General features: G+C 35.9%; 15 protein-coding genes. 8 read left to right on the top strand and 7 right to left on the bottom strand.

The annotated features are described in order from the left end of the window. Positions 1-2 precede the first annotated feature (2 nt). The 5 genes from BLQ00_RS06805 to pckA are packed head-to-tail and all read right to left on the bottom strand — an operon-like array spanning position 3 to position 2,885. Positions 3-236 carry a hypothetical protein gene (locus BLQ00_RS06805; RefSeq protein WP_093142317.1) on the bottom strand — a complete coding sequence of 78 codons (234 nt, stop codon included), beginning with the start codon at positions 234-236 and terminating at the stop codon, positions 3-5. A gap of 54 nt (positions 237-290) precedes the next feature. Next, on the bottom strand, positions 291-665 hold the full coding sequence (locus tag BLQ00_RS06800; RefSeq protein ID WP_093142315.1) for a glycine cleavage system protein H: 375 nt from the start codon (positions 663-665) through the stop codon (positions 291-293). 22 nt (positions 666-687) lie between these two features. Further along, on the bottom strand, positions 688-1,068 hold the full coding sequence (gene gcvH / locus BLQ00_RS06795; RefSeq protein WP_093142312.1) for a glycine cleavage system protein GcvH: 381 nt from the start codon (positions 1,066-1,068) through the stop codon (positions 688-690). Continuing rightward, positions 1,065-1,250, bottom strand: a complete 186-nt coding sequence (locus tag BLQ00_RS17910; protein WP_425315147.1) for a GDCCVxC domain-containing (seleno)protein — start codon at positions 1,248-1,250, stop codon at positions 1,065-1,067. Before BLQ00_RS17910 ends, gcvH begins: the two co-directional genes overlap by 4 nt. Before the next feature lie 30 nt (positions 1,251-1,280). Beyond that, positions 1,281-2,885, bottom strand: coding sequence for a phosphoenolpyruvate carboxykinase (ATP) (pckA, locus tag BLQ00_RS06790; protein WP_093142311.1), 1,605 nt, complete (start codon positions 2,883-2,885; stop codon positions 1,281-1,283). A 136-nt stretch (positions 2,886-3,021) separates the two neighbouring features. Here pckA and BLQ00_RS06785 point away from each other — a divergent pair, with 136 nt between their 5' ends. Then, a complete protein-coding gene (locus BLQ00_RS06785) occupies positions 3,022-3,702 on the top strand; it encodes a Crp/Fnr family transcriptional regulator (RefSeq protein ID WP_093142309.1) in 681 nt (226 codons plus the stop codon). A 27-nt stretch (positions 3,703-3,729) separates the two neighbouring features. Here BLQ00_RS06785 and BLQ00_RS06780 read toward each other — a convergent pair whose 3' ends face one another. Then, positions 3,730-4,623 (bottom strand): T9SS type A sorting domain-containing protein, encoded by an 894-nt coding sequence (locus BLQ00_RS06780; RefSeq protein ID WP_139149366.1) that lies wholly within the window; start codon positions 4,621-4,623, stop codon positions 3,730-3,732. A 357-nt stretch (positions 4,624-4,980) separates the two neighbouring features. Here BLQ00_RS06780 and BLQ00_RS06775 point away from each other — a divergent pair, with 357 nt between their 5' ends. The 7 genes from BLQ00_RS06775 to BLQ00_RS06745 are packed head-to-tail and all read left to right on the top strand — an operon-like array spanning position 4,981 to position 11,726. Next, positions 4,981-6,105 (top strand): PQQ-dependent sugar dehydrogenase, encoded by a 1,125-nt coding sequence (locus BLQ00_RS06775; RefSeq protein WP_093142304.1) that lies wholly within the window; start codon positions 4,981-4,983, stop codon positions 6,103-6,105. A gap of 52 nt (positions 6,106-6,157) precedes the next feature. After that, positions 6,158-6,616: a c-type cytochrome gene (locus tag BLQ00_RS06770; protein ID WP_093142301.1), complete on the top strand. Its 459-nt coding sequence runs from the start codon at positions 6,158-6,160 to the stop codon at positions 6,614-6,616. A gap of 58 nt (positions 6,617-6,674) precedes the next feature. Continuing rightward, a complete protein-coding gene (gene udk, locus BLQ00_RS06765; protein WP_093142298.1) occupies positions 6,675-7,283 on the top strand; it encodes a uridine kinase in 609 nt (202 codons plus the stop codon). A gap of 6 nt (positions 7,284-7,289) precedes the next feature. Continuing rightward, entirely contained in the window at positions 7,290-7,625 is a 336-nt protein-coding gene (locus tag BLQ00_RS06760; protein WP_093142296.1) for an FtsB family cell division protein, read from the top strand. Then, on the top strand, positions 7,618-9,000 hold the full coding sequence (locus BLQ00_RS06755; protein WP_093142293.1) for a methylmalonyl-CoA mutase subunit beta: 1,383 nt from the start codon (positions 7,618-7,620) through the stop codon (positions 8,998-9,000). The genes BLQ00_RS06760 and BLQ00_RS06755 overlap by 8 nt, the downstream gene beginning before the upstream one ends. 54 nt (positions 9,001-9,054) lie before the next feature. Beyond that, positions 9,055-11,190 (top strand): methylmalonyl-CoA mutase, encoded by a 2,136-nt coding sequence (gene scpA / locus BLQ00_RS06750; protein WP_093142291.1) that lies wholly within the window; start codon positions 9,055-9,057, stop codon positions 11,188-11,190. Beyond that, positions 11,187-11,726, top strand: coding sequence for a GNAT family N-acetyltransferase (locus tag BLQ00_RS06745; RefSeq protein WP_093142288.1), 540 nt, complete (start codon positions 11,187-11,189; stop codon positions 11,724-11,726). Before scpA ends, BLQ00_RS06745 begins: the two co-directional genes overlap by 4 nt. On the opposite strand, the gene BLQ00_RS06740 is transcribed toward BLQ00_RS06745, so the two are convergent. Further along, on the bottom strand, positions 11,723-12,568 hold the full coding sequence (locus BLQ00_RS06740) for a DMT family transporter (RefSeq protein WP_229792612.1): 846 nt from the start codon (positions 12,566-12,568) through the stop codon (positions 11,723-11,725). The genes BLQ00_RS06745 and BLQ00_RS06740 overlap by 4 nt on opposite strands. Positions 12,569-12,571: the final 3 nt, after the last annotated feature.

Below are 12,571 nucleotides of genomic sequence, written 5' to 3'. Positions count from 1 at the left end.
GGTTACACCTTAAGAACCTTTAGAATAAGAGCTTTCAATTCGTTTATGGCAATAATTTCATTATTATTACAATTCGATTTGCTATTCAAAAAACTTAAAAAATAAAGTTGATACATTTCATCTTTCAAAATAGTATGAATTGTAACCTTTGAAAAACCTAATATTTTAAGTTTTTCTACTCCTTGCGCTACTAAAACTTCCTTTTGTTTACTAACAGAATCGCATAGCTCATTCATATTAATCTAAATTATTTTTTTTGAATAGTTTAAAATGGGTAAAAAAATAAAACATCATTGAGTGAGTTCTTTATACTCTTGATAAGTTAATAAAGAAGCAGTTTCAATTTTTGATGATAAAATTGCAAACCAATATTTGTAGGGAGCTGTATTTATATACGTGATATGTTTCTGCAATTCTTCATTGCGTTCTAGAATTACACAATCAAAGGGTGTCATTAAATTAAGTATGTTATTAATACCATATACAACACCCCAAGAAGTCCCCTCTTTAAGTAGTTTCTTCTTTGGGGTGAGTTCAATTAAATCAATAGTTCCAAGTTCTTTTTGACCAAAATCAGTAATTCCGACATAAAAATCATAGATCCCGATTTTTTGCAACCATAAATGGTCTTTTGTGTAATATCTATTTTTAGGAACTTGCAGCATTTTGGTATTGTTTAAATATGCTTTAAGAACCTATTAGCAATGCATACGCATCTGCTTTCAATAACCCTTCAAGATCTGTATCTGCTTCCATTTTCAATTTAATCATCCAGCCTTCCCCATAAGGATCTTCATTTACTAATTCAGGATTAGACTCTAATTTTGGGTTTAGTTCTAAAACGATACCACGTACCGGAAGAAAAAGATCTGAGACTGTTTTTACGGCTTCCACCGTACCAAAAACATCATTTTTTTGTAATTGTTCATCCACAGTTTCAATTTCAACATAAACAATATCTCCTAATTCGCTTTGCGCAAAATCTGTAATTCCGATGTAGGCGATATCATCTTCAATTCGCAACCATTCGTGGTCGTTTGTATATAATAAATTTGACGGTATTTTCATTTTTTATTGTTTTGTTTTTGTGTTTTAGGACATGTTACATCACTGTATTTGCAATAAACGCAACAATCGCTCGCGTTGTTAATTCCATAAACAGTGTGACAGGAAACACATTTACTATTTATATGCTTCCCTATCTGTGGCATTTGTTTTTTATAGGTAAAACCACAGACAGGACAGCTCATTATAGCTTCGGTACTAATTTTCACCATGCATTACGCTTTTTCAAGAGTTGCGTTTACCTTAGGTGCTCCGGAGCGAATTTCTTCATTTGCGAACGACTCGTACATTTTAAAGTTTTCATTGAATTGTGCTGCAAGTTTATCGGCAGTTTCATCATACTCCTCTTTATTTTCCCAAGTATTTTTTGGACTTAAAATCCCTGAAGGCACACCTTCACATGTTGTTGGCATTTGCAACCCAAAAACACTATGCTTTACATAATCTACTTGGTCTAATTTTCCGTTAAGAACAGCAGTAATCATGGCTCTGGTGTATTTTAATTTGATACGTTCTCCAATTCCATAAGCACCACCAGACCATCCTGTATTTACAAGCCATACATTAACATTATCTCCTTTTAGTTTTTGCCCTAATAACTCAGCATATTTTGTAGGATGAAGCGGTAAAAAAGGTTCCCCAAAACAAGCGGAGAAAGTAGTTTGTGGTTCTGTAATACCCGCTTCAGTTCCTGCTACTTTTGCGGTATATCCAGAAATAAAATGATACATCGCCTGTCCTACAGTTAATTTCGAAATTGGAGGCAATACACCAAAAGCATCACAGGTTAGAAAGAAAATATTTTTAGGAGCTCCTCCAATAGATGGATTTGTCGCATTGTCAATAAAATTAATAGGATACGCAGCTCTTGTGTTTTCAGTAACGGTTACATTATCGTAATCTACAACATCCGAATCTTTATAAAAACGCACATTTTCAAGCAGTGTTCCAAATCGTACTGCAGAAAATATTTGTGGTTCTTTTTCTTCACTTAAGTTAACGCATTTTGCATAACATCCACCTTCAAAATTAAACACGCTTTCAGAATCCCAACCGTGTTCATCGTCCCCAATAAGCGCTCTGGAAGGATCTGCAGACAAGGTTGTTTTTCCTGTTCCCGATAATCCGAAAAAGACTGCTGTATTTCCATCTTCCCCTATATTAGCAGAGCAATGCATAGATAGTACATTTTTGTTATGTGGTAATATATAATTTAATATTGTGAAAATTCCTTTTTTAATTTCCCCTGTATAAGCACTCCCTCCTATTAGGATTACTTTTTTCGTGAAATTAATAATTGTAAAATTGTGTTGTCTTGTATTATCAATCTTTGGGTCTGCCATAAATTCTGGCGCAGCCAAAATAAGCCACTCATGTTCAAACGTTTCCAATTCATTTTCCGAAGGTCTTAAAAAAAGATTGTTCGCAAATAAACTTTGCCAAGGGGTTTGTGTAATAACTCGAACGTTTAATTGGTAGTCTTTTTTACTTCCTGCTTGAACATCTTTAATATAAAGTTCACTAGTTGAAAGAAATGAAGTAACACGATCGTACAAACGATCAAAATCTTCAGTAGAAAACGGATGATTTACATCTCCCCACCAGATAGAACCTTCAGTAATAGCATCTTTTACGATGTACTTGTCTTTTGGAGATCGCCCAGTAAACTCACCTGTATCACAAGCTAGAGCTCCCGTACTAGTTAATACCCCTTGTTCTTTTTGAAGCGTATGTGTAACTAATTTAGAAACTGGTAAATTCCAGAAATATTCTTTTGTTGGTTGAATTCCAAGTGCGTTTAATTGTTCAATTTTTTTCATAGAAATGATCATTTAATTGTTGCTACAAAGCTACCACGCTTCCTTTTTGTATGCCTTGATTAGAACCTTACTTAAATTTGATTTAAGTCAAATTTTAGATTAAAAAATAAATAAGACGTAACTTTGAAACGCGCGTATGATTACTAAATTCACATTCAACAGTCAAAATATTTTAAGCGAATTGCCTTCAGAAGATAAGGTGTTGCTTGAAAAGATAATGACTGACAAAAAGTATCGTAAAAACCAACCTATATTCACAGAAGGAACATTGCCATCGGGTATTTTTTATTTACAAAGTGGGAAAGTAAAAAAATACAAAATGGACAATGATGGACGGGAACAAATCATTTACATCTATAACGCAGGCGAGTTTTTTGGGTATTCATCTGTTTTAAGCGAAAGCACTTATGGAGATACAGCTGTCGCCATCGAAAATTCTATCATTTCCTTTATTACCATCAGAGATTTTAATGAGATTCTAAAAAGCTCTTCCTCTTTTTCACGATTGCTTTTGAAAAATTTGAGCCATGAGTTTAGTGTTTTAGCAAATCTTATGGCTGTACTGTCGCAACGTACCGTAAGAGAACGAGTAGCTCTCAATTTGCTAATTTTACACGATAAATACAAAGTGAAAGATGTTCCGAATACCTACATCATGCTCTCTCGTTCCGATTTAGCAAATATGGCTGGTACTGTAATTGAAACATTGGCTCGCGTGCTTCACGATTTTAAACATGATAAGCTTATTGCGACCGATGGACGTAAAATTCAATTGCTAAACATTGAACGCCTTATTCAAATAGCAAATTTTTATTAGAAGCTATCGAGTAAATTCTGAAACAACCTACTTAAGAACCATCTTAAAAGTTCGTTTCTCAAAGGCTTTGGTATATGCTACAACAATATAAATTCCAGCCTTGTATTGAGAAAATTGAAGCTGTATTTCTTTTTGCCCCGTATTTTCTAAAGCATCGAGTCTTCTGCCATTAACATCAAAAACATCTATAAATCGAACCTTTTCAGCATTATAAAGTTGGTATTGTTTTGTAGAGGAATTTGCTACAAGTGTTACTTCACTTAGTGGTTTTGTAAATGCTTCAGTGCCTAACACAATGACAGGTTCACAAGCCGAAATTGAATCTAAATTGGAATAAAACAGTTCACCGTTCTTAAAAAAGCAACTTAAATGCCCCCCTTGATTAATATCTGGTTCACCACTTGGTGCATTTATTAATGATAACGAACCTACTCCTTCAACCCAAACCGCATTTGTTGTACTAACAGTATTCGACTCTGATGGTGACAAGTAAAAATGACGGTACTCATTGCCATCTACCAAAGGCCTATTTATAATAGAGTCTAACCGATAATACCCTGCATGTGTCGGGAACGGACTGATTGGATTTTTCATATCGATAGAGTCGCCCACATTTAATGAAAAATTATACAATAAATACTCGTTATTACCAGAAGGCTGGACAAAATTTAAAAAGACTGTTTTGGTGTTCACCTCTTCTCGAAGCAAAAAACTTCTTGAAATAAAATGATAGCCATCCAACACCTTATACCCAACACCATTCACTATTGTATCTCCATTGGTATAATAGGTATCGGTTAAGCACCCAAAATTACAGCCCGTAAAATGCCATTCATTATAGATATCTAATAATGGTTTATAGTCTTGAGCCATTATTGAAGTAGATAAGCAAAGTGATAAAACGACAATTAGTTTACGCATCTTTTAAAGGTTTTCTCAAAGCTAGCAATTTATTTTTTATTGTTTCTTATTCAATCATAAAGGTTTAAATAAGAATTTCTTATAAACAAGTTTTAAAAATTAATTTAGGGGCAACAGACTATAAACACTATTATATTTCAAAAAAATTTTTAAAAAACTTAAAAAATTAATAATTTTAAAGAACCGAACTTTCAATTTAATCGTATGTATAATAAATCAGAGACCCATAGTGTTATTGCGACCATAAATGGATAGATTTAAAAAACAAAGTTCCCCTGTAGTAGCCTTAACTTCTTTTAGTTAAGGCTATTCTTTTTTAAGTACATTTTTAGTATCTTTTTGGTTCAGAAAAAAGCTATGAAAATTAACTTCTTATTACTGTCACTGTTATTTGTTTTTACGGGCTGTCCTAAAACAAAAGAAGCCGTTGCACAAAAGCACGCACTCGAAACAGAACAAAGATCATATCAAATTGAAACCGTTGTTTCTAATTTATCCAATCCGTGGGGAATGACATGGTTGCCAGACGGAAGTATGCTTATTACTGAAAAAAGCGGTGCACTAATTCATTTTAAAGATGAAATTAAAACAGAACTGAAAAATGTGCCTGACGTATACAACCGTGGTCAAGGAGGCCTTTTAGATATTGAATTGCATCCTAATTATTCTGAAAACGGATGGATCTATATTACCTACGCCTCTTCGGAAGGAGACGAAGATGGCGGAAACACGGCATTAATTAGGTGCAAACTTGAAGGAGATTCGCTAACACAGATTGAAACTTTATACAAAGCAACACCCAATACAACTAGAGGACAACATTTTGGTTCTCGAATTGAATTTGACAACGATGGTTACCTCTACTTTTCAATTGGAGAACGCGGAGATCGAGATGTGAATCCGCAAGATATTACCCGTGACTGCGGAAAGATATATCGACTCAACGATGATGGTAGTATTCCCACCGACAATCCGTTTGTAAATGAACCAAACGCTAAAAAAGCGATTTTCACCTTCGGAAATAGGAATCCGCAAGGAATGGCGAAACATCCAATCACTGGAGAAATTTGGATTCACGAGCACGGTCCAAAGGGTGGAGATGAAGTAAATATTATCAAAAAAGGAGCAAATTATGGCTGGCCTGTTATATCGTATGGTATTAATTATAGCGGTACAAAATTCACAGATGAAACCTCCCGTCCGGGTATGGAAGACCCTATTCATTATTGGGACCCGTCTATTGCGCCCTGCGGAATGGCTTTTGTTACCAGCGACAAGTACCCAAAATGGAAAGGCGGTTTGCTAATAGGATCTTTAAAATTTAATTATGTAGAACTACTGAAACTTGACGGAGACAAAGTAATAGGCCGAAAAAAAATAGCAGAAGATATTGGTCGCGTTCGCAATGTAAAAATGGGACCAGATGGTTATATTTACATTGCCATTGAAGGACAAGGAATTGTAAAAATTATACCCAATTAAAAAAACCTTCAGCCGTAAAATATAACATTCAACAAAACAAACCGTACAAACAATGTTTAAATTAAGTATTTCATTTTTAATTGCTTTCAGCTTTCTTTCGTGCAACAATTCAGAAGAAAAAAAAGAAAAGAAAAAAGAGACCGTTCAAATAGGACAAAACTATAGTGCGCCTCAAACGACGTTAGCTCAAAGTATTGAAAAAGGAAAAGATATATATGCCAATTTTTGTATGCAATGCCATCTCCCTACTGGAAAAGGAGTTCCTAATAACTTTCCTCCCTTGGCAGGATCTAATTGGCTCACAGAAAAGCGCACCGAAAGCATTCATGCTGTAAAATATGGACAACGTGGCGAAATTGAAGTGAACGGTGTTACCTATAATGGAATTATGACACCTATGGGTTTGAGCAATGAAGAAGTTGCCGATGTGCTTAATTATGTAATGAATAGCTGGGGAAATACCCAAGAAAAAATGGTAACAAAAGAAGAAGTTTCTACTGTTGAAAAGTAATTAACTCCACTAAAGGTAAAAACATAATTCTCATTACCTTTGGCAAAACTTTAATTTTATGCTCATAATAGGCATCGCCGGAGGAACCGGAAGTGGAAAAACAACTGTTGTAGATCAAATTGTATCCGAACTTCCTAAGGATGAGGTTTGTGTTATATCGCAAGATTCGTACTACAAAGACACCAGTCATCTCAAAATGGAAGACCGGGTTAAAATCAATTTTGACCATCCTAATTCGATCGATTTTGATTTATTAGTAAGTCATTTACACGAACTTCGAAAAGGAAACTCTTTTGAGCAACCTGTCTATTCGTTTGTAGATCATAACCGAACCGGAGAAACCATTACAACTTACCCAAAAAAGGTGGTAATTGTAGAAGGAATTTTAATACTCACACATCCAGACATTCGGGAAATGTTCGATATTAAAGTGTATGTGCATGCCGATAGTGACGAACGCCTTATTAGACGTTTAAAACGTGATATAGCAGATCGAGGAAGAGATCTTACCGAAGTACTAAACAGGTATCAAAGCACGTTAAAACCCATGCATCAGCAATTTATAGAACCCACTAAGGAGTTTGCCGATATTATTATTCCAACCAATAGATACAACACGGTTGCAGTGAACTTAATTAGAACAATTATTCATCAAAAATTAGCATAAATCAAGGTGAAGCTTTCAGAACTAAAAAAACAAAAATGGGTGAAATGGATGAGCAATAAATACATGCTCATACTCATCCTATTTGTTATTTGGATGCTTTTTTTCGACACAAATTCGTACCTAATGCACAAAGAATTAGACCACGATATTAATGCGTTAGAAGATAATAAAGAATTTTACAAAAAGGAAATCGAACACGACAAGGTCTTTATTGAAAAAATGAAAGATAGCGACGAAGTAGAAAAATTTGCCCGCGAAAAATACTTCCTCAAAAAAGAAAACGAAGATATTTTTATCATCGAACACGAAGACAGTCTAAAAACAAAGAGAACCAATGAGTGAGTTTTTATTTAACAAATTCGAGCCTGTTACGTCCAAACAATGGAAACAAAAAATCCAAGCCGATTTAAAAGGCGCCGATTATAATGAAACCTTAGTGTGGCAAAGTTTAGAAGGGATTCACGTAAAACCAATCTACCACGCAGACGACTTTGAGGCCGACTTTACGCCCATTCCTGGACACCCTAAAAAGTGGAATATTGCACAAGCGGTTTTTATCGATGACACAAAAATTGCACACAATTTAATTATAGATGCTATTGAAAGAGGCGCTGAAGCAATTTCTATTTCTTCGGAAAAGGAATTTGATCCGACGCAGGTTTTTGAAGCATTTCCTTTTGAAAAAGCAGCTATCTATTGTCACTTTACCTTTCTTTCTGAAAAATTTATCCTTCAGCTGAAGGACTTTTTCACAAACAAGAATGCAACTGTTTATTACAACATCGACCTTATAGGAAACCTTGCCCGTACCGGAAATTGGTTTTATAATTTAAACGAAGATCATCAAATTTTAGATCGTATTTTTCAGAAAAACAGTTCCGAAAACTTACTAAGCATTGATGCTTCTTTATATCAAAATGCGGGTGCTAATAGCATTCAACAACTTGCGTATGCTCTGGCCCACGCCAATGAATATTTAAATCATTTTTATAATAACGACAAAGAAGTTTCAGAAAAACAAGGAACACTCACCTTCCATTTTGCGGTAGGTCCCAATTACTTTTTTGAAATCGCTAAAATTAGAGCCTTTCGAAAATTATATGCAGCCTTGGCTTCAGAATATAACTGTTTGAAAACTTGCCATATTGTTGCAACACCTTCCAAACGGAATAAAACGCTCTACGATTATAATGTAAATATGCTTCGTACCACAACTGAGTGTATGAGCGCCATTTTAGGGGGAGCAAATACTGTTTCTAATATGCCTTACGATGCTTTGTATCATAAAAGCAATGAATTTGGAGAACGAATTTCTAGAAATCAATTGCTTATTTTAAAAGCGGAAAGTTATTTCGATACGGTAAGCAATCCAGCAGATGGAACGTATTATATTGAAAATCTGACCAACGAATTGGCCGAAAAAGCATTAGCACTTTTTAAAAGCATAGAAGCCAATGGTGGTTTTTTACATCAATTGAAAGAAGGAACCATTCAGCGAAAAATAAAAGAAAGTGCCGACAAAGAGCAACAACTTTTCGATACTGGTACATTAGTACTTTTAGGAACAAATAAACATCCTAATACAAACGACAGGATGAAAGACGACCTAGAATTGTACCCTTTTGTAAAAACCAATGTTCGTAAAACTCTAATTTCTCCTATCATAGAAAGGCGACTTTCAGAAAAGATAGAAAAAGAGCGAATCGAAAAGGAGTAAATTTTACAAACACTATATACGTGACAATACCGAATGTTTTAAGAATAGGACGCTATGAGTAGAAAGAACATACAACATATAACGCTTAAAAATCTAAACGTGGAAGCTGAAAAAGTCACAACGGAGACATTTTCTACTGCGGAAACAATTGATGTAAAGAAACAATACACGGCAACCGATATTGAATCTTTGAAACATTTAAATTTTGTTGCTGGATTGGCACCAAACCTTCGAGGTCCGTATTCTACGATGTATGTCCGCAGACCTTGGACCATTCGTCAATACGCTGGATTTTCTACTGCGGAAGATAGTAATGCGTTTTACAGACGAAACTTAGCGGCTGGTCAAAAAGGACTTTCGGTAGCCTTCGATTTGGCGACGCACAGAGGGTATGACAGTGATCACGAACGTGTGGTTGGTGATGTTGGAAAAGCAGGAGTGGCGATAGATAGTGTGGAAGACATGAAGATCTTGTTCGATCAGATTCCATTGGACAAAATGAGTGTTTCTATGACCATGAACGGCGCTGTATTGCCTATTATGGCTTTTTATATTGTTGCTGCTCAAGAACAAGGTGTTGCCATTAAAGATTTAGCAGGAACCATTCAAAACGATATTTTAAAGGAGTTTATGGTGCGTAATACGTACATCTACCCACCTACTCCATCCATGAAAATTATCAGTGATATTTTTGAATTTACTTCGGAAAAAATGCCGAAATTCAACTCTATTTCTATTTCAGGATACCATATGCAAGAGGCGGGAGCAACTTGCGATATTGAATTAGCGTACACCCTAGCCGATGGATTGGATTACATCAGAACTGGAATAAAAGCAGGAATGGACATTGATACTTTTGCGCCTCGACTTTCCTTTTTCTGGGCCATTGGGATGAACCATTTTATGGAAATTGCCAAAATGCGAGCGGCACGGATGTTATGGGCAAAAATAGTGAGTGAGTTCAATCCAAAGAATCAAAAATCGTTAGCCTTACGAACGCACTGTCAGACCAGTGGTTGGAGTCTTACCGAACAAGACCCATTTAATAACGTCGCTAGAACCTGCATTGAAGCTAGCGCTGCGGCTTTTGGAGGCACACAATCATTGCACACCAATGCGTTGGATGAAGCGATTGCATTGCCTACAGACTTCTCGGCACGTATTGCTAGAAATACACAGATTTATCTTCAAGAGGAAACAAATATTACCAAAACGGTAGATCCGTGGGCTGGTAGTTATTACGTTGAGAACCTCACCAACGATATTGCAAACAAAGCGTGGGAATTAATTCAAGAAGTTGAAGAGTTGGGCGGTATGACGAAGGCTATTGAAGCTGGAATTCCGAAGCTACGTATTGAAGAAGCTGCTGCTAGAAAACAAGCGCGTATTGATAGCAGCCAAGATATTATTGTAGGAGTTAATAAATACCGACTTGATAAAGAAGATCCGTTACAAATTTTAGATGTCGATAATCAGAAGGTTCGCCTTTCTCAAATTGAACGTCTCAATCGAATTAAAGCGGAACGAAATACGGAAAAAGTAACGCTAGCACTTTCAAAATTAACAGCTTGTGCTAAAACAGGTGATGGAAATTTATTAGCTTTAGCTGTTGAAGCAGCTCGCGAACGAGCAACTCTAGGTGAAATAAGTGATGCTCTAGAAGTAGAATTTGGACGTTACAAAGCACAAATTAAATCCTTTAGCGGCGTGTATAGTAAAGAAATAAAGAAAGACCCATCATTCGCGAAAGCTCGTGAAATGGCTGACGAATTTGCAGTGTTAGAAGGGCGTCGTCCTCGTATCATGATTGCCAAAATGGGACAAGATGGTCACGATCGCGGTGCCAAAGTAGTCGCTACAGGCTATGCTGACGTAGGTTTTGACGTAGATATAGGCCCATTGTTCCAAACGCCAGCAGAAGCTGCGAAACAAGCCATGGAGAATGATGTGCACGTATTGGGTGTTTCTTCGTTAGCAGCAGGACATAAAACGCTAGTGCCACAAGTAATTGAAGAATTAAAAAAGTACGGTCGTGAAGACATTATGGTGATTGTAGGGGGTGTAATTCCGGCGCAAGACTACCAATATTTATTTGACGCAGGTGCGGTTGCGGTGTATGGCCCTGGAACTAAAATTAGTGAAGCTGCTATTGAAATGCTTCAGATATTGATTGATTCGGTAGCTGAATGAGAGCATACCTTCTAAAAACCGAACGCCTTGGACTTCGAAACTGGTTGCCTTCAGACGAGCTTCCATTTATTGAAATGTGCCAAGATGAAGCGGTCATGGAGCACTTTCCGAAGACACTTTCAGCAGAAGAAACAATAGATTTAATTCACCGACTTAAAACACACTTCGATACATTCGGCTACACCTATTTTGCTGTCGATGTATTAGAGTCGTCTGAATTTATTGGCTTTGCAGGGTTAAAAAACCAAGATTGGGAAAGTGATTTTACGCCTTGTGTAGATATTGGATGGCGTTTAAAAAGGGCCGCTTGGGGAAAAGGATATGCAACTGAAGCTGCTAAGGCGTGCATGAAAGCTGCTTTTTCAATGTTTAATTTGAAAGAGGTCCTTTCATTTACAACAGACACCAACATTCCGTCAGAACACGTTATGAAAAAGATTGGGATGAAATTAATTGGAACCGTGCAACACCCTTTTATTTTGAATGATCCTCGTTTTAAGCATTGTGTGGTTTACAAATTAGAGAACGGAAATTAAATTGCTCTTTTAGACTGTTTCACAATGATGTTAAAAACCAGTCCTGTAATAATTAAACCTATTCCGATTAGACTCCAAAAAGTATATGCTTCTTTAAAGTAGGCCAATCCTATTAACATTGTAAAAATAACTTCAATATATTTTAACGGCGCTACCAAGTTTGTTTCTGAAGTTTGTAGTGCCTTTGTCATATAATATTGTCCAAAATATCCAAAAACACCTAGACCTAATAAGAATAACCATTCTGTTCCTTTTGGCTGAACCCAAGTGTTAATTGATAGAACACCACCTACTATTGCAGCGATAATCATGAAATAGTTTACCACAACCATGGGGTGGTCGTTGGTATTTATTTTTCGTATCGTAATGAATACTAGTCCACTAAAAATAGCTGAAATAATGGCGTACATCAATCCTATAGTACTCACCTCAGCATCAAAACCTTTTAAAAAAGCCACTCCGAGAAAAGCTATTAAAAAGCATACCCATTGAAGAATTTTTATGTTCTCTTTCAGTAAAAAGAAAGCCAATACTGTTGCGAATATCGGCGCCGTATATCTTATAGATACTGCCGATCCCATAGGAAGAAACTTAATAGAAAGAAAAAATAAAATCATGGAAATAACGCCAAAAACACTTCTTAAAACAAGGAGTCCTTTTTTATTACCAAGCATTGAGATTTTATTCCGAAGTAAATAAGGGATGGTAAATAGTAACGATCCTATGGATCTAAAAAAAACTATTTGATAGACACTAAATTGATTGAGATTTTTTACGAAAGCGTTTAATAGTGCAAATGCAAACGCACTAATAATCATGTATTGTATTGCCTTTTTCAGCATGCT

The organism is Ulvibacter litoralis (assembly GCF_900102055.1).
GTDB lineage: Bacteria > Bacteroidota > Bacteroidia > Flavobacteriales > Flavobacteriaceae > Ulvibacter > Ulvibacter litoralis.
The sequence above is the reverse complement of the archived record's forward strand: the minus strand, read 5'-3'. Positions and strand labels throughout refer to the sequence as shown.

What these genes read in the sequence shown, in the direction of transcription:
- BLQ00_RS06800 (WP_093142315.1), bottom strand. Translation starts at nt 665, where the DNA reads ATGCTGCAAGTTCCTAAAAATAGATATTACACAAAAGACCATTTATGG.
- gcvH (WP_093142312.1), bottom strand. Translation starts at nt 1,068, where the DNA reads ATGAAAATACCGTCAAATTTATTATATACAAACGACCACGAATGGTTG.
- BLQ00_RS06755 (WP_093142293.1), top strand. Translation starts at nt 7,618, where the DNA reads ATGAGTGAGTTTTTATTTAACAAATTCGAGCCTGTTACGTCCAAACAA.
- udk (WP_093142298.1), top strand. Translation starts at nt 6,675, where the DNA reads ATGCTCATAATAGGCATCGCCGGAGGAACCGGAAGTGGAAAAACAACT.
- BLQ00_RS06745 (WP_093142288.1), top strand. Translation starts at nt 11,187, where the DNA reads ATGAGAGCATACCTTCTAAAAACCGAACGCCTTGGACTTCGAAACTGG.
- BLQ00_RS06775 (WP_093142304.1), top strand. Translation starts at nt 4,981, where the DNA reads ATGAAAATTAACTTCTTATTACTGTCACTGTTATTTGTTTTTACGGGC.
- BLQ00_RS06805 (WP_093142317.1), bottom strand. Translation starts at nt 236, where the DNA reads ATGAATGAGCTATGCGATTCTGTTAGTAAACAAAAGGAAGTTTTAGTA.
- BLQ00_RS06770 (WP_093142301.1), top strand. Translation starts at nt 6,158, where the DNA reads ATGTTTAAATTAAGTATTTCATTTTTAATTGCTTTCAGCTTTCTTTCG.
- BLQ00_RS17910 (WP_425315147.1), bottom strand. Translation starts at nt 1,250, where the DNA reads ATGAGCTGTCCTGTCTGTGGTTTTACCTATAAAAAACAAATGCCACAG.
- scpA (WP_093142291.1), top strand. Translation starts at nt 9,055, where the DNA reads ATGAGTAGAAAGAACATACAACATATAACGCTTAAAAATCTAAACGTG.
- BLQ00_RS06785 (WP_093142309.1), top strand. Translation starts at nt 3,022, where the DNA reads ATGATTACTAAATTCACATTCAACAGTCAAAATATTTTAAGCGAATTG.
- BLQ00_RS06780 (WP_139149366.1), bottom strand. Translation starts at nt 4,623, where the DNA reads ATGCGTAAACTAATTGTCGTTTTATCACTTTGCTTATCTACTTCAATA.
- pckA (WP_093142311.1), bottom strand. Translation starts at nt 2,885, where the DNA reads ATGAAAAAAATTGAACAATTAAACGCACTTGGAATTCAACCAACAAAA.
- BLQ00_RS06740 (WP_229792612.1), bottom strand. Translation starts at nt 12,568, where the DNA reads ATGCTGAAAAAGGCAATACAATACATGATTATTAGTGCGTTTGCATTT.